Genomic DNA, 16654 nt, shown 5'->3' on the forward strand with positions numbered 1-16654 from the left:
GAACGATGGACACCTGCAAAATCACTTGATTTCCTTGTGGAGAGTCATTTTGTTGAGCTGGGGACAGAATTTCATGATCTCCAGCCGCTCAGTGGTGTTCCGTCGGTTCTTCTCCGTCGTGTATCTAGACACGCCGGGAGAACGCTTTTCGGAGGCGGAGGCGGACCGGCATTCAGTGCACTCGAGAGTGATCACGATCCGGACGCCCTTGTTTTTAGCCATAAAGGACGTTGCGCCGCAGAAGCGAAGCGTAGTAACAAACAACGACTTTACATCTTCAGCTGACAGCACAAACAGTTTTGATGATTGCGCGGAGCTTCGTAGGATCGATATCCGATTGAAACGTTGACGTGCGGGTCTCCCTTTCCTGGTTGCAGGATCTCGTCCAGGTAAATGAAGCCGCTGATCAACTCGGCGAACGCCTATCCATGGCTGGATTTGAGGTGGAGGAGATCGATGATTTGAGTCGATTCGCCCAAGGTGTTGTGGTGGGCCATGTGTTGGAGCGCGATAAACATCCCAATGCCGACAAACTCAGTGTCTGTGTTGTGGACATAGGGGCGGAGGAGACGGTTCAGATCGTTTGTGGTGCCAGCAATGTGCGGGCAGGCATTCATGTTCCTGTCGCCACCATTGGTGCTGTTCTTCCTGCGGTCAATCTCACGATTAAGGCTGGTGAGCTGCGTGGAGTGGCGAGCCAGGGAATGATTTGTTCGCTCGCAGAGCTCGGGCAACCCACCGACGTTGACGGCATTGCTGTCTTGGACGATCTGCTTGAAAGCCTTCCGGCACCTGGTACGGCAGTGGCGTCTTGCCTTGGGTTGGATGACACTGTTCTGGAATTGGCGATCACCGCGAATCGGCCAGATGGTCTGTCGATGACAGGTATTGCAAGGGAAGTGGCGGCACTGACAGGTGCCGCCCTGCAGTTGCCCAAGCCGGTGGCGCCACAGGCGACAGCTGATTTGAACCCCTCAGCCGACCATGCTGCTGCCATGAAAGAGGGGGGTGTGTACGCCTTGACCGAAGTGAGTGGTCTCGATGGTGGGAAAGATGCTCCTGCCTGGCTTCAACAGAGACTTCTCCGGGCTGGTGTAAAACCCGTTAACGCGATTGTGGACATCACCAATTTGGTGATGTTGGAACAAGGTCAACCTCTCCATGCCTTTGACCTTGATGCCTTGGAACGGTTGTGTGGACCCGATCTCAAGCCAGCTGATTTTGGACTTAGGCAAGGACTGGCGAAGGAACCCTTTACGGGATTAGATGGCCGCACCATCACGGTTGACGAGCGTGTTCAGTTGGTCACCTGTCGTGATCGACCGGTTGCGATTGCGGGGGTGATCGGCAGTGCTGAGAGCGGAGTCACGGCCACGACCACCAAAATCTGGTTGGAATCAGCCCTGTTCACTCCCGCCTCGATTCGCAGCAGCAGTCGTGCAACAGGGTTGCGCACGGATGCCAGCTCTCGTTACGAAAAGGGGTTACCGCGTCAGATCACCTTGCCTGCAGCGGGTCGTGCACTCGAACTGATGGAACAGCTCCTAGGCGGAGTGGCAGGCCGCAGTTGGCTGTGCTGTGCCGAGGAAGGCCCGGAACCCGTGGTGACCCTTCGCCGTCATGCTCTTCATCAACTTCTTGGTCCTTTGGCTTCTGAAGAAGAAGAGGGATCCGATGTGAGTGATCAACAGGTAGAGGATTGTCTTTCCGCACTCGGCTGCCACCTCAGCTCTACTGAGGATGGCTGGACGGTGGTTGTGCCTCCCTCCCGTCGGATGGATCTTCTTCGCGAGGTGGATCTGATCGAGGAGGTGGCGCGTCTTGTGGGATTCGACTGTTTTGGTGCTCACTTGCCTGACCCCCTGGCTCCCGGGGGTCTTACGGACATGCAGCAGGCGGAGCGTCGGTTGCGTCGCCGCCTTTGCAGTGCAGGGCTTCAAGAGATCACCTGCTTATCGCTTACGGGCGCTGATGCGGATGATCCCAATCGCATTCCAATCAGTAACCCACTGTTGGCGGAAACCAGCCATCTCAGAACCACGCTCTGGCAGGAGCATCTCCAGATTTGCCAACGCAATCTTCAGGCTTCTCAACCCGGTTGTTGGCTGTTCGAAATTGGTCATGTTTTCCATCCCCAGGACAGAGAGATTGTGCAGACAGCACGTCTCGGCGGCGTGATTTGCGGAGAACGGCGTGTTTCACGCTGGGCGACCAGCGGCAAGGCACTCGCTCCGGATTACTTCAAGGCTCGCGGAGCACTCGCCACTGTTTTGAACTCCTTGGGTCTTGAAACCCAAGACCGTCCCCTAGCGGATGACCCCCGTCTTCATCCCGGGCGGGCTGCAGCGGTGGTGGTGGAAGGCCGAACCCTTGGTTGCTTTGGTCAGCTCCATCCGGTTTTGTGTGCTCAGTACGAGCTCCCCGACGCCACCTATCTGTTTGATCTTGATCTCCCCCGTCTCCTGGAAGCGGTGACGCGTCGCAATCGTTGGGTGCCTTCCTTCAAAGCGTTCTCGACACTGCCTGCGATGGAGAGGGATCTTGCGATGCTTGTGCCGAAGACATTGCCAGCTGCAGACTTAATGCAAGCCATTCGTAAAGCTGGCAAGCCACTTCTAGAAAGTGTGGAGTTGATCGACCGATTTGAAGGAGGTCAACTTCCTGATGATCAATGCAGCCAAGCCTTTCGACTTCGCTATCGCGGTAAAGACAGCACGCTTACGGATGAGCAACTTCAGCCCGTACAAGACAAAGTTCGGCAAGCCTTGGTTAAACAATTCAAGGTTGAACTGCGCAGTTGATGCGCTTCATCAGCACCAGACATTCCAGATGGGTTGTCTGGGGAAAAAAGTCCACGGGTTGAATGCGATCAATGGCATAGGGACCGTCTTCTGAGACCAGTCTCTTGAGGTCCCTCGCCAAGGTTGCTGAGTCACAACTCAAGTAGGCCAAGCTCTTGGGCGGGCAATTCAGAATGGCGTCAAGTACATCTGGCGCCAATCCTTTTCGCGGTGGGTCCACCACAAGAGCATCGTGACTCGGAAGGTAATCACTTAGCAGCAAGGCCACATCACCCGCTTCAAAGCTGGCATCGGTGATTCCATTCAAGGCCGCGTTTTGTTGTGCCTGTTGAACAGAAGCGGGATTGATTTCAAGACCAACCACGCTGATGCCTGTTGCAGCGATCGGCAAGCTGATGGTTCCGATGCCGCAATAGGCATCAATTAAGCGTTTGCAGTCCCCACGCTTCAAAAGCCAATCCCGCAACACAATCACGATCTGCTCCGCCCGCGCCGTGTTGATTTGGAAAAAGGTGGTTGTTTTAAGCAGAAGTTGAAGATCGCAGAAGCGTTCGCTGATGCAATCTCGACCCGCGAGGGTGTGGGTGATCGCACCGAGCACGGTGTTGCTCCGGCGCGGCTGCAGGTTCAAGGTCACACCGGCTACTGCAGGCCAACGGCTCATCCACTCCACGGCCAGGTCTTTCACACCGTTGAGTTCGCTGGTTGCACTGACCAGCGTGATCAGCAGTTCCCCGGTTCGCATACCCACGCGCAAACCAAGGTGGCGCAACCCCAGTTCGCCATGCAGGTCAGCATCAGCCGGCCACCCGCTGGCTTCAAGGTCCTGTTTCAGGGGTTTGATGAGGGCATCGATGCGTGGGTCTAAAACAGGACAACGATTGAGGTTCACGATGCGATGGCTTCCGCGTCGGTAGTAACCCAAACGCAGCTGATCGTTTTGTCGAAGCAGAGGAATGAGGGCTCGATTGCGGTAGCCCAAGTGTTCAAGATCGTGATGGATCGGGGCAGGCGACTGGATGTCGATCCCACCGATTCGTTTCAGGGTCTGTTCAAGTCGCGTGCGCTTCCATTCCGACTGAATGCTCTCCTCGAGGTGTTGCAGAGAACAACCCCCACAGTCTTTGGCAAGGATGCACGGAGGTTTTCTCGCACCTGGAGCGGCAACGAGTGTTTTGAGATGGCGCGCAAACCATTGCGACTTCTTGCGTTGCAGCAATTGCACCTGGGCCTCTTCACCTGGAAGCAACTGGGGAACAATCACCACCCAGCCTTGCCAGCGCGCGAGTCCGAGGCCCTGATGGTTGAGATCGCTCCCCAGAACGGTGATGATTTGACCAGCTACTGGTGGGTCGCTCAAGGACTGGGCCATTGCAAAGGCGTAACACCAATCGCTGCAACTTCATGCGAAGCGATCGATAGCTCTAGACTCATTCAAGCTTGCCAGCTGACATGAGCGTTGTTCGGGATCTGATTCTCAAAGCAGATGACGATCTGCGTTACCCCAGCAGCGGTGAACTGCGATCAATGGTTGATTTTCTCAGCCAGGGTTCGACTCGTTTATCTGTTGTTCGAAGTCTCACAGAGAACGAGAAGAAAATCGTTGATGAATCCGCCAAACAGCTGTTCTCACGAAAACCTGAATACGTTGCTCCAGGAGGCAACGCCTTCGGTCAGAAGCAACGCGCCCAGTGCCTGCGTGATTACAGCTGGTATTTGCGCCTTGTGACCTACGGAGTTCTTGCAGGAAGTACGGAGCTCATCCAACAGATTGGTCTTGTTGGCGCCCGTGAGATGTACAACAGTCTTGGAGTTCCGATGCCTGGGATGGTGGAAGCCATGCGCTGCATGAGAGAGGCTTCCCTCACACTGCTTTCCGAAGATCAGCAAGCCCTCGCAGCTCCATACTTTGATTACCTCATTCAAGGAATGCAAACGTCCACTTAAACGGTCTTGCTTTTCTTCGAGAGCCGCCCGTAGGGGCGGCTCTTTTAATGCCAAAGAGATTCAAAACTGCTTGCAGTAGTCTCACTTGAGACGCTTTATGAGTCCAGTTAAGGGTCTTGGATGAGCCGCATGAGACTCAACTTTGGTTGCTGACAGCGGGTTTGCCTCGCATTGTTGAGGCGGGTTTCTCGTTGCGGATTGCAGCTGTGCTTTGTTTCAGAGCGAAGGGGCTCGTTTGGGGTGATCCCCGAAATTATTGTCTTGTATGTCGTGAATGAGACTTGCACTGAGTCTTGACACAAGACTCGATTGCGATTGTTGTTTCCTTCGTTTGGTGCGGCAAAAGCCTGCAGCGCTGTTGTCTTGCTGCGCAAGGTGGCTTGAGTCATAGGCCTGGCCAGGTCGTCCAATGGTCTTGCGTCACTGTGTCTACAGCAGGTACGCAAGCTTCAAAAATGGTGCTATCACTTGTGTCTTTATTGGCCAAGAATCGCTTGGACATCCGATTGACGGGCTTGGACAGGTTTTAGGCGATTGATTCGTTGCTCCTCGACTCGCTGTGGACGTTCGGGTCTGGATGATCGATTGATTTTTGTTGGCTCTAGGAATGAGGATTCGGCAAGGGTGGCATTTAAAACAATCGAAAAGTGAGTTCATAACAACAAATCAATCTTCTATCTGGCTTGGGACTTGCTCTGAGACCAGTTGTAAGACTCAGCTGAGATTTATGACCCTTAGTCGTCTTGCATGCGTCTTATTATGAGTCCTACTCTGATGCATGCTTGAGATTACTGAGACTCTTTGTCTCTATAAAGCTCCCGCAGCATCTGATAAGCCTCATTCAGTCGTCTCATTCCATCCGTAGATCCCCCGGCGTCTGGATGGGCTTCGATCGCTTTTTTCTTGTAAGCGTCTCGGATGGTACGCAGAGTGAGGGAGGCTCCAGCTTGCGTTGGTAGATCTAGCAATCGCAGCGCACCATGCAGGGTCATGGTGGATTCCAAGGTTTCAAAGGACGTCACACGCCGACTTCGTTTGAAGCGGTTCACAAAGCGACGAATCAACGTTGGGATGCGATCTTCCACGTTGCCTGCGGCAAATGGATCTTCGAGAACTGCAGCAGCGACAATCACATGTTCAAATTTTGGAGACTGCACGGACCAATCAGTGCAGACATCCTGCATTGATTGGTTGACCTGGCTCCAGGTGAAGGTGCGCCCCTCGCTTCCGTCCAATTGGGGCCAAATATCTCGGGCCATCCACAACATCACAGCTTCAAGAACCGTTGCCCCTGGCGCTGATCCATACAGGCTGGTCCAGTGATCGATGGCTTTATTGCAGCAAGCGGTTAAGTGATCAAAGCTCACCACTGGTACAAAGGGACTGTCACGTCCTTCTTCTGGCGTTTGAGGCTGTTGAAGGCTGGTTCGGATGGCCTGCGTGCGGCTTCTCACAAATCCAGGTAAGTCAATGCCTCGTTTTTTTGTGTTGATCTCCCTCGGCTGACTGGTGTCGGGGGTGAGCACTGATGTTGTGTCTTGCTCTTTCGGGTCTTGACTACGGCGAACCAAGACGATGGCCCGGTCCTCGTTGTAGGAGGGTTCCGTTGGTCGCTGGTCTCGCTTTAATTCGATGGCATCAGGCGAGGTCGCGACTGATACGTCGTCCGTTGGCTCCTTGTTGGCTCCAGTGCTGAGAAGATCAGCGACACCTGCCTCGAGGTCTGTCTCGAAATCCGTCTCATCAGTCCAGATTTCTTCCAGCAATCGCGTTAAGCAATCTCCTCTGGACCTGATGCACCACTCTCTCTTCAGCTCGTCGATGCGATCAACGAGATGATCAGGAAGTTCAAGTGTGATCCGACGCCCCATTCAGCCTGCCGCGATGATCCGAGTAAAACAATGCGCGAAGCCTATCGACCTTGCAGTCGGCGCAGCCAATCCTGCTGAGCCTTGATGGCATCGCGATAGCGCTGCTCCAATGAATCGTTAACGCGCTGAGGCATGATCATCGCTGCTGGCAACTGATTGGCACCACTTGATGGCGCGGCAATCGTTGAAGGCTGAATTCTTGGGGCTGGTTTCGGAGTGGTCCGAGGTGTGGCTACAGGTCGAGGAGATCTGATGATGGGGTTTGGCTTGTTGTCTTTCGCCTTAGGGGGATTTGGCTGCGCATTGATCGCCGGTGGAGGCGTTGGCGGAACAACCTTGCGTTTTTTCGCTGCTGCTTCAGCTTTTCTTGCTGCTTCCAGTAACTCTTCACGCCGACGAAGCACTGCGAGCTGGGTCACTGGAACCACGCTTAACAAGTGTCCTGGCGTGGCATCAGCTGGATAAACAACGCTGATTGTGACGGGATTGACAGCGTTTGCCTGAACATTGATTTGGCCGAGGGGCAGGCTCTGCCCCGATTTCATCCCAACATGAACTTCTCGATAGCCTTCCTGACTTTTGATTCCGATCGATCCCCGAAAAGCTGTGAAAGGTTTTCGACCGGATGCCACTGGATGGCTTAAAACCAACTCGTGAGCGCCAATGCCAGAGAGATTCAGCTCAACATCAAAGCGCACTCCGTAGGTGCCAACATTATTAAGAGCGGAATCAATCATCCGTGTTGATAATTGATTGACCTGAATATCTCTCGTTCCAAAGTGATGCTTGCGAGTGCTTGTTAAAGGAATGTGTAATGCACTTTGTGAGAGGTCATGATTGATCGAGGCTTTGTATTCGTCACCAAGGGCCACACCAGCCACTCTTGAAAATACTTTTCCCGTACGAATCTCATTGAGACGGTTCAAATAAATGCGCCCCGGTGCCAGTCTATTGCTATCAAGAACAGCAATAAGCTCTTGCTCTTGGTTTGTTTCCTCTGCTGCTACCACAGCAAGTTGGAATGGCCCGTCACTACGACCTCTCAATAGACCGTTCATAATTCCTCTCGCAGGAAGAACTGAACTCACAATCACTTTGCGACTTCGAGCTGGGATCGTTATTTGCTGTGGGAGCTTGCGATCAAGTTCGCCTCTCAACATTTGCACTGCTGTGGCGTCACCTGGGCCCGTATTCCATGGACGACGGCCAAGGGGCTTTACGCCCATCAAACGATTGGACTGATAGGGCGCCTCAAAACTGTTTTTAACAGAGCCTCTTTTTAATTTGAGGGTCACAGGTTTGCTACCTGGATTGATAGCAATTGCTGCAACTGATAGCAATCCTCTGGATCGACGACCTCCTAACTTACTGCTGTCTTGAGGATAGTATTTATGGTGCATATGCAACCCGAATTCGCCATTAAAAGTGAATTCAGCATTCCTTAATGGCTGGTTGTTTTCAGCGGCGACAGCTGAACCTGGAGCTGTATTGACGAGGATCCCAGGCCCTTTGACAATTTCGGGTTGGTTCGAATGAAGGACTGGAACGTTATTAAAGGTGCCATTGAGAGCACGAGCTCTCTGCCCAGCCATCAAGGGCACGTAAGCATGCGCCTTCTCCACGACACCTAAATCACATGTCGCAATTGCGACGCTGACTAGGACCAGTTTTGATAATCGGTGCGACACGCGAGACTGGTTTTGGGCCATGCGGCTGGATTCTTCCGCAAGTTCCAAACCTAATCGTCTGGTTCAGAAGCGCCAAGTGTGTGTTGGCAGTCTCGATTTCTGGAACAATTCGCCAGGATTATGGAAGATCGTGTGTTTACGCATGTTGCCTCCATTTTTCTGCCAGTCCTCATGTGAGCCCTCCAGTCATTGGCGGAGTCATCACCAACAACGCAAGTTGGAGATGCTCCGTTTCTGGCGCGATGGGCTTGAGCGTCAACTTGCTGCTGTCAACGCGGCGATGACCACACTTGAGGGCCAAATTCAACGGGACCACAGCGACGAATCCTGATCTACCAACTCCTGCCGCAATTGGGCTAGGGCCCGTTTCAGCCTCCGCTGCATTGTCATTGCGCTGACACCCTGCTTTGTCCCAGCAACACGGAGGCTGGCACCTTCGATCACGACCTCAATCAGCGCCTTTTGCTCCGTTGGCGCTAATTGGTGAATGGCCTTCCAGATTCGGCGGGCGCTTTCCTGCATCAGCATCGGCTCCCATCCAGGTTGGTCTGCTGCCACTCTGCTTTCGTCTAGGGGCTCCCACGATTGACGACGGCGATAGGCATGGACCTGAAGTTCCCTCTCCGCTGACATCGAAGCTTTTTGCGGTTCTGAAGAGGTGTTTTTAATTGTGTTTTGGGCTTGTTCTTGGAGCCGTCTAGGGAGTCGCACCAGTCCCACGCTGTCTCTGAGGTAATGAAGAATGGCTCCTCTGATGTGAGGCCTTGCAAACACCTCAAATGGTTTGTCTTGACCTTGCTCATAGCCTTCTGCCGCTCGCAATAACCCAAGCCTGCCCACCTGCTCGAGATCATCTCGATCCAGACCTGATCGTCTTGCGTAATGCCCTGCAATCGGATCGACCAGGTTCAGATGATGCTTGATCCGTGCATTTCTGATCGTGTGGTTTTCGTTCATGGTTGTTATCGAAGAAGGGGGTCGGTATCGGACGGTTGTCCTTCTTTAGACAGACAGCTAAGGGGATGACTCCACAACCGTGTTTCCACGGATTTCGAGAACGACTTCACGCAATAAGGCCTCTGGGCCATGAACTTTGAGCCAGTTCCGATCAGCGCTTGCGGTGGCCAATAGGTATCCAGCAAATCCAAGGGCATTGATGCTGAATCCGGCAGCACCTTCTCGACGACGCCTCACCATCGCCATCCATTGCGGTGTAAGCAAAAGGTTGTAGAAAGATCTTGGGCGTTGATCTTGAGAGGGATGTCCGTTGCCTAGTTGTTTAGAAAGTGATAGATAGCAGTCATAAAGGTGTTGTGCTTGTTCATCTTGGTTCTTGCTTGGATTGAATCGCGAGACAACGGAGCAGCTGTTCAACAAGGAATCGTTCGTTGTTTCGATTCTTCTCTGTGAAGCCAATTGTTTTTGAAACCAGAGGTCTCTTGGACAACTAATCTCGTCTTTGTTGCGTGGCAACAGTTGAAGATGTCGATGGGGTTGACTCGCGCCTGCAATAGGTCCGCTGTTGAAAAACCACAGGCCAGATGTGTCTTGATCAACGTGAACTAATGCGGTCCAGTCAGCCAATGTGAGCCAACTATCCTGGGCGGCCCAATCGGAAGTAATCAGAAGCATGTGTCCACGTTGGACCGGATATTTATTCAAAATGACTGCATGACCTGGATCTAAACGTGCCACCTCAAGTTGTGGGTCCCACGGTTGAAATGGATTGGGTTTAGGTCCCTCTCTCTTTAAATGTTTAGGCAAGCGACTTTCGAGAGTTCGCAACTCGAAATTGGATTCTGGATTACCAACAAGAGGTTCTAATGAGGTACTAAGAGGAACGAGCGCTCCAGACTTCAGTGCCCTCTCGCTTTGCTCGAGCGCTCGCTTCCAGTAGGTCTCAGTTCCCATTTGTTTTGAGCCTCGCTAGGGAGGCACCCACGTAATAACGACTCAAGATTTCATTGAACTTGAGCCCCTTCATGGCCAGGTTTTGTGCGCCGTGTTGACTCATGCTTGCGCCCAAATGGCTGTGCGCCTCAGCAGCGATTTCACTGGTCGATGCGTACAGCGATTCCACTAATCCTCCTTGAAAACTCAGCACCAAACCCTGGGTCGCTTTTGTTGCGGCTGCCGTGGGTGCGCTTTGACTATTGAGGCCTCCATAGGCTTGCCAACGTGTTGTATCACCAAGATTGAAATCGGAATCTGCAGGACGCACAAGGTGCACGAGGGCATAGGACCGTGCAGCAACAGCTTGTGCCTTTAATGCTTCAGGATTCCAGTGACTCGGCATCTCCGCTCCAACTACAGAGGCTACGTAACGCTCCAAAGAAAGTTGATTAATCGCAATCCAACCATCACCTCTGTTGAGGAAATAAACTGTCCCCGGATAGGAGCGCTCATTCACGACTACGGCCCCATTTTGACCTGAATGGCAGGTCACTAGGTTCGAATGACGATCAGCAAAAAGTTTTTTAAGAGTTCGTTTCTGCACGACTTCACCGTTGCTGAATCGGCACTCGGCTTGCCCTGATAAATCCACGGCACGCGGTGGCGATTGACTCAACAAAGCAACGCGCACAATCGGGTTGCCAGGAGCGCCTAGTGGCCTTGCACTAGGAGTGGGCTGCGCTACTGATTTAGTTGGCGGCCGATGGAGCTCACGTCCATCAGCTGGGGAGTGAATCGTTGCTTGATCTTTTTCGGAGCTCTCAAGCAGCGTTTCAAGGGTATTTTTTTGGGTTCGCTGTTGTTCGAGCGTCCCAAGCGCTTGGACACTCCAGGAGACGACACCGATCATTCCCGCGGTGGCGGTCATGCCCAGCAACAGTGGGGTGAGCTGTCTCACTGTCCCTCGGACAACGCTTTTGATCATGCCTGAAATCAACAGAGTTGCTTGGAATGGCCGTGCATTGGTCGTTGGGCGTGGTGGTCTTGGTACAGCACTTGCCAAGGAGTTGCAACGCCGTCAGCCTGCTCTGGAGGTCATGCTTTGCGGCCGAACCTTGGGTTCAGCCGATGACGAGTGTGGAAATTGGCAGGTGGATCTCGAGTCGTCCCAGAGCCTTGCGGTGTTGTCTCAGAGGCTCCTAGGGGATCCACAGCCCCTGCGTTTGGTGATCAATGCCACTGGGCGACTGCATGGAGGCTCCCTCACCCCTGAGAAGCGTCTGCAGCAGGTTTGTGCCGATCATTTGATGGAATCCTTTGCGATCAATGCCGCTGGCCCTCTGCTCTTGGCTAAAGCGATTGAGCCAGCTCTGAACCGGGATCTCCCTTTTCACTTTGCGAGTCTCAGCGCGCGAGTCGGGAGCATCGGCGACAACAGAACAGGGGGCTGGTACGCCTATCGGGGAGCCAAAGCGGCTCAGAACATGTATTTGCGTTCGTTGAGTGTGGAGTGGGCGCGGCGTTTTCCTCTCGCCACAGTCACGATGCTGCATCCAGGCACCACAGATACAGCACTTTCCAAGCCGTTCCAAAATTTTGTTCCGCCGGATCGTCTGTTCAGTCCTCAAAAAGCGGCCGCCCTGTTGCTTGATGTTTTGCTCGAGCAGACAGCAGGCGATAGCGGCCGTTTCCTGGCTTGGGATGGTCAGGAGATTCCTTGGTGAGCGTGCGTTTTGAGGACGTCTAGGGGGATCACCTGCAGCGCTGTGTGTTCGGTTGCTTCGAGTCGAACCGGTGGAGCCATTCCGTCGTCATAGGCCTGCTTCCAGCGTGGGGCACAGACACACCAGTGATCGCCTGGTTTGAGACCAGGGAAGCCAAAGTCGGGCATGGGAGTGCTCAGGTCATTGCCCTGGGCCTTGCTGTAATTCAGAAAGCGTTCAGACATCACGCAACAGACGCTGTGTTGCCCCACGTCGCTGGGATCTGTGCGGCAGTGTCCATCTCGAAACCAACCTGTCATCGGCTCACAACTACAGCCTTCAAGCGCACCACCTAAAACATTCAGATTCCCCTGCCCAACTGGCTTTTGCTCTTGTTGTTGTGACGGCATTCGCTTGCATTTGCTGCCAGGAGTCTGCCGAACGACTGGCACATTCCGAGACGAGATGGTTGACGGATCACGGGGGTTAGGCGTTAAAGGTCGTTCAGTTATGCCTCCTCGATGGATTGGGAGTTCACTGAAGACGCGGCGTTTATCGCCCTCTGCGATGCGTTCCGCGAAAGTGGCGAGTCATCGGCTATTGAGTTCCTTGCCAATGGTGAGGGAGCCTTCCACTTTCAGGATCTTGCGCAGAACGCTGCGGGAGAAGGATTTGATTTGAGCGAGTCCAGCGCGCTGGATGATTTTCAGCAGGACGTGATCGACACGATGGAAAAGCTCTGCCAGGAGTGATCCTGCAGAGCTCACATTGAATCGGTTGTCAGCTGAAGTAAAAGCTGATTTCCTTGTCCTTCAGGCCTTCCCAGCCAGCCTCGATTAATCGGGTGTTCAGGACGTCTTGGCTGAAATGTTTGGCACCGGTGCGAACGATCCGGTTTCTCATCGACTTACGCACTCCACTGCGCTTTCGTTGTGCCTCTTGATCCATGACCTCGCGGTAGAGCGTGAGCATCGCTTCTGGAAGAGGGCTGCCATCGATATCCAATCCAGCCTTAATCGCATTGTCGATGGCGTCGGGGCCGCTGAAGTCCATGGGAGCAAGTGCAGTGCCTCAGAAGTCTGAGGCAACACATTGCTGTGAGGCTTTAAGCGCTGAAGTAGCGAGCGTTGCTGTGCAAAGCAACCAGGGCTGTTGTGCTCTGTTCTGGATGCAGTTGATCGCTTTCATCCATGGTCAAACCAATGCGATCAGCCTGTAGCCATTCCAGTTGTTGACGGGAATCCGCCACGTTGGGACAGGCTGGATAGCCAAAGGAATACCGGCTACCCCTATAGCGCTGGGCAAAAATGTCCCTGAGAGGCATCCCGTCGGGATCGGAGAAGCCGCATTCACGCCGAATCCGGGCGTGGGTCCACTCAGCAAGCGCTTCTGCCATCTGAACGGCTAATCCGTGAAAAAACAGATAGTCGCTGTAGGCATCCTTGCGAAAGAGTTCTTGGCTGAAGCGACTGGCTTCTTCACCCATGGTGACCGCTTGCATCGGCAGTACATCGCAGGGATGCCCCTCTTTGAGGTCTTGGAAGAAATCGGCGATGCAGTAGCGATTCCCACTGCGTTGACGGGGGACGTCAAAACGACCCAGCTCTGCACCACCCTCCGGGTTAAACACCACCACCGCGTTGCCATCGCGACCGCAAGGGAAATAGCCGTAAGCCACTGCTGGATGGAGGAGTTGGTCGTCTTTGGCCCGCGCCAGCCATTTTTGGAGGATTGGCTCGGCCTTATCCGCGAGATCCTGTTCGTACTCTTCACGGCTTTGGTTTTTGGCTTTGCGCATCTGCCACTGACCAGCGAACAGTGCCTGACGGTCGAGGAACGCAATCACTTCGTCGAGGGGAATCTGATCGTCTCCCTGAAGAACGGAGGCACCAAGGAAGGGAGTGATGACGGCTTTCTCCTCAGGAACGGCATCGGATCGGTGGTAACTGACGGGAAGCTTGAGATCAGGTGTCTCAGTTGGCTCAGAGGAGCTCTCAGGCGCTGCGTCGGCTGACTCTGAGGGTTCTGCGTCCCCACCAATCGAGAGACCTTCGGGGGTGCCATCGAGGAAGCCAGCGCGATCATCCCAGCGATCCTTTGCTTTTGCAGTCACTAACGCGTCCATAAAGCGCAGATCTGTGAAAGCGTCTTTGCCGTAAATCACTTTGCCGTCGTACACATCGTTGCAGTCTTTATTCACGAACCTGGGTGTAAGTGCAGCGCCACCAAGGACGACCGGTACGTTGATACCTGCTTCGTTAAAAGATTGCAAATTATTTTTCATGAAGGCTGTAGATTTCACTAGAAGTCCACTCATGGCGATGCAATCAGCCTGATGCTCTTCCTGGGCAGTGATGATTGCATTCACATCTTGCTTGATTCCAAGGTTAATAACTTCATAGCCATTATTGGTCAAAATAATGTCTACGAGGTTTTTGCCAATATCATGAACATCACCTTTAACTGTTGCGATTAAAAACTTGGCTTTTGCAGATCGCTCCCCTTCTTCTTTCTCCATAAAGGGTTCTAAAAATGCCACTGCAGATTTCATGGTTTCGGCAGACTGAAGGACGAAAGGAAGTTGCATTTGCCCGGACCCAAACAGTTCTCCAACCACCTTCATTCCGTCAAGCAAATAGGTGTTGACGATTTCTAATGGCGGATAATTTTCTAAGCCCTCTTTGAGAGCGTCCTCCAATCCAATGCGCTCACCATCAATGATGTGTTGTTTCAGCCGCTCTTCGACAGGTAGGTCGCTCAGGGATGGTCCCGATTCACGGGCGGCTTTGGCACTTACACCCTCGAATAACGTTGTTAGAACTGTAAGCGGGTCATAAGTGCAAACATCTCCTTCGAATCCACGACGATCATTGATCAAATCTCGACAAACTTTCTGATGCTCTTCGCTGATTTTCATCAGGGGAAGAATCTTGGCTGGTGACACAATCGCCGCATCCATTCCAGCTTCACAGCAATCATGCAAAAAGACTGAATTCAGCGTAATTCTGGCGGCAGGAGATAAGCCGAAGCTCACATTCGATACGCCAAGGACAACATGAACTTGGGGGAGATCCGTGCGAATCCTGCGAATGGCTTCGATTGTTTCAGCCCCGTTGCGTCGATCTTCTTCGATACCAGTGGAGATCGGTAATGCGAGCGCGTCGTAAAAGATTTCCCGGGCTGGAATTCCATACTCCACAGCATCTCGATAGGCCCTTTTCGCAATCGCAACTTTTTGGTCTGCAGTCCGGGCCATACCGTCTTCGTCGATCGTGCCAATCACCACTCCAGCTCCATAGCGTTTGGCTAGCTCCAACACCTTGAAGAACCGTTCATCACCGTCTTCGTAGTTGGTTGAATTGAGAATGCACTTTCCTCCAGCAACTTTGAGTCCGGCTTCCATCTTTTGCCATTCGGTGGAATCCAGCATCAAAGGAAGATTCACATTGGTGACGACTCGATTCACCAGCTCGCGCATATCTCGCTCACCATCACGACCGACATAATCAACGTTGATATCAAGCACATGAGCATTTTCTTTGACCTGGCCTCTGGCAACGGCGACCAATCCGTCCCAATCCTCTTCATTCAGTAATTCACGTACTTTCTTAGATCCACTGGCATTGAGTCGTTCACCAATGATTAAGAAAGAATTGTCTTGTAGGTAAGGAGTTGCGCCATAAATCGATGAGGCCGCTGCTTCATAACTGAGGGCTTTTCTTTCATGGTGGTGGGTGCGCACTTTTCTTGGTGCGGCATTTAGCTCTGATGAAATTTCAGAAAGAGCTCCAATATGAGCAGGTGTTGTTCCGCAACATCCACCAATCACTTGAACCCCAAGATCTTCCACAAAGTGCATTAATTGCATTTTCAGCTCCACCGGTGTCAGCCGGTAATGCGCCACGCCTCCAACATTTTCTGGTAAGCCTGCGTTGGGGATGCAGCTCACCACAAATGGAGCATTATCTGTCAGATAACGCATGTGCTCTTTCATTTGTTCAGGACCTGTTGCGCAGTTCAGCCCAAGAACATCAATCGGAAAGGGTTCAAGAATGGAAACAACAGCTGCGATGTCGGAACCCACCAGCATGGTGCCTGTGGTTTCCATCGTTACGGACACCATCAATGGGCGGCGTTCACCGCTGGTTTCAAAGGCTTGCTCAATCCCTTGAAGAGCAGCCTTGATCTGCAGAACGTCCTGACATGTCTCAATGATGAGTAGATCCACATCGCCGGCAATCAGTCCTTCTGCTTGCTCCTGATAGGAATCGCGAAGGAGATCAAAACTGATGTGTCCCAGCGTGGGTAATTTTGTGGTGGGTCCCATCGACCCAGCCACGAATCGTGGTTTTTCGTCGGTGCTGTATTCCATGGCCACTTCCTTGGCCAACTCGGCAGCACGCTTGTTGAGCTCGAAGGTTTTGTCTTCTAAGCCGTACTCGGCCAGCACGACAGAGGCGGCACCAAAGGTATCGGTTTCGATGACATCACAACCGGCGTCAAGAAACTGTCGATGCACGCTTTGAACGGCATCGGGTCTTGTGACGACAAGGTTTTCATTGCAACCCTCTAAGGCTTCCCCGCCGAAATCATCGGCGGATAAGTCGAGCTGTTGCAGGGAGGTGCCAGTTGCTCCGTCAAACACCAAGACAGGTCTTGATGGATCATGCAGCCGCTTTAAAAAACGTGAGGCGATCAGGGTGGGGGTCTCTGTGACGGCCTGCATCGCTCAGTTGCTTCTCTCGAGCCAT

15 protein-coding genes are annotated in these 16654 nt (G+C 52.9%); 4 read left to right on the top strand and 11 right to left on the bottom strand.

Annotation, left to right across the window (positions count from 1 at the left end):
- Positions 1–21 precede the first annotated feature (21 nt).
- Positions 22–222: a 50S ribosomal protein L33 gene (gene rpmG / locus SynMVIR181_RS06185; protein WP_011619264.1), complete on the bottom strand. Its 201-nt coding sequence runs from the start codon at positions 220–222 to the stop codon at positions 22–24.
- Between the two features lie 128 nt (positions 223–350).
- Between rpmG and pheT the strand changes: the two genes are divergently transcribed.
- Complete coding sequence (gene pheT / locus SynMVIR181_RS06190) at positions 351–2801, top strand: phenylalanine--tRNA ligase subunit beta (protein WP_186590362.1); 2451 nt, start codon at positions 351–353, stop codon at positions 2799–2801.
- Here the strand turns inward: pheT and rlmD are convergent.
- Complete coding sequence (rlmD, locus tag SynMVIR181_RS06195; protein ID WP_186590363.1) at positions 2779–4173, bottom strand: 23S rRNA (uracil(1939)-C(5))-methyltransferase RlmD; 1395 nt, start codon at positions 4171–4173, stop codon at positions 2779–2781. The two genes, pheT and rlmD, sit on opposite strands and share 23 nt — an antisense overlap.
- Before the next feature lie 80 nt (positions 4174–4253).
- Here rlmD and SynMVIR181_RS06200 point away from each other — a divergent pair, with 80 nt between their 5' ends.
- The gene (locus tag SynMVIR181_RS06200) at positions 4254–4748 is read left to right on the top strand and encodes an allophycocyanin subunit alpha-B (RefSeq protein ID WP_186590364.1); all 495 of its coding nucleotides are present in this window, start codon (positions 4254–4256) and stop codon (positions 4746–4748) included.
- 788 nt (positions 4749–5536) lie between these two features.
- On the opposite strand, the gene SynMVIR181_RS06205 is transcribed toward SynMVIR181_RS06200, so the two are convergent.
- From SynMVIR181_RS06205 to SynMVIR181_RS06225, 6 genes are all read right to left on the bottom strand, one after another.
- Entirely contained in the window at positions 5537–6619 is a 1083-nt protein-coding gene (locus tag SynMVIR181_RS06205; RefSeq protein WP_186522585.1) for a molecular chaperone DnaJ, read from the bottom strand.
- Between the two features lie 41 nt (positions 6620–6660).
- Positions 6661–8328 carry a DUF3370 family protein gene (locus SynMVIR181_RS06210; protein WP_186590540.1) on the bottom strand — a complete coding sequence of 556 codons (1668 nt, stop codon included), beginning with the start codon at positions 8326–8328 and terminating at the stop codon, positions 6661–6663.
- Positions 8329–8476: 148 nt separating this feature from the next.
- Positions 8477–8608 carry a hypothetical protein gene (locus SynMVIR181_RS13455; protein ID WP_370593884.1) on the bottom strand — a complete coding sequence of 44 codons (132 nt, stop codon included), beginning with the start codon at positions 8606–8608 and terminating at the stop codon, positions 8477–8479.
- 2 nt (positions 8609–8610) lie between these two features.
- A complete protein-coding gene (locus tag SynMVIR181_RS06215; RefSeq protein ID WP_186590365.1) occupies positions 8611–9264 on the bottom strand; it encodes a sigma-70 family RNA polymerase sigma factor in 654 nt (217 codons plus the stop codon).
- Positions 9265–9321: 57 nt separating this feature from the next.
- A complete protein-coding gene (locus SynMVIR181_RS06220) occupies positions 9322–10218 on the bottom strand; it encodes an ATP adenylyltransferase (RefSeq protein WP_186590366.1) in 897 nt (298 codons plus the stop codon).
- On the bottom strand, positions 10208–11185 hold the full coding sequence (locus tag SynMVIR181_RS06225) for a SpoIID/LytB domain-containing protein (protein WP_255444481.1): 978 nt from the start codon (positions 11183–11185) through the stop codon (positions 10208–10210). The genes SynMVIR181_RS06220 and SynMVIR181_RS06225 overlap by 11 nt, the downstream gene beginning before the upstream one ends.
- Here SynMVIR181_RS06225 and SynMVIR181_RS06230 point away from each other — a divergent pair.
- Entirely contained in the window at positions 11184–11924 is a 741-nt protein-coding gene (locus tag SynMVIR181_RS06230; protein ID WP_186590367.1) for an SDR family NAD(P)-dependent oxidoreductase, read from the top strand. The genes SynMVIR181_RS06225 and SynMVIR181_RS06230 overlap by 2 nt on opposite strands.
- On the opposite strand, the gene SynMVIR181_RS06235 is transcribed toward SynMVIR181_RS06230, so the two are convergent.
- The gene (locus SynMVIR181_RS06235) at positions 11906–12313 is read right to left on the bottom strand and encodes a DUF2237 family protein (protein WP_186522593.1); all 408 of its coding nucleotides are present in this window, start codon (positions 12311–12313) and stop codon (positions 11906–11908) included. The two genes, SynMVIR181_RS06230 and SynMVIR181_RS06235, sit on opposite strands and share 19 nt — an antisense overlap.
- A 111-nt stretch (positions 12314–12424) precedes the next feature.
- Between SynMVIR181_RS06235 and SynMVIR181_RS06240 the strand changes: the two genes are divergently transcribed.
- Positions 12425–12655 (top strand): hypothetical protein, encoded by a 231-nt coding sequence (locus SynMVIR181_RS06240; protein WP_186522595.1) that lies wholly within the window; start codon positions 12425–12427, stop codon positions 12653–12655.
- A 28-nt stretch (positions 12656–12683) separates the two neighbouring features.
- Here SynMVIR181_RS06240 and SynMVIR181_RS06245 read toward each other — a convergent pair whose 3' ends face one another.
- A complete protein-coding gene (locus tag SynMVIR181_RS06245) occupies positions 12684–12956 on the bottom strand; it encodes a DUF4090 family protein (RefSeq protein WP_186519126.1) in 273 nt (90 codons plus the stop codon).
- A gap of 52 nt (positions 12957–13008) precedes the next feature.
- Positions 13009–16629 (bottom strand): methionine synthase, encoded by a 3621-nt coding sequence (gene metH / locus SynMVIR181_RS06250; protein ID WP_186590368.1) that lies wholly within the window; start codon positions 16627–16629, stop codon positions 13009–13011.
- Positions 16630–16654 lie beyond the last annotated feature (25 nt).

It is taken from the genome of Synechococcus sp. MVIR-18-1 (assembly GCF_014279835.1).
GTDB lineage: Bacteria > Cyanobacteriota > Cyanobacteriia > PCC-6307 > Cyanobiaceae > Synechococcus_C.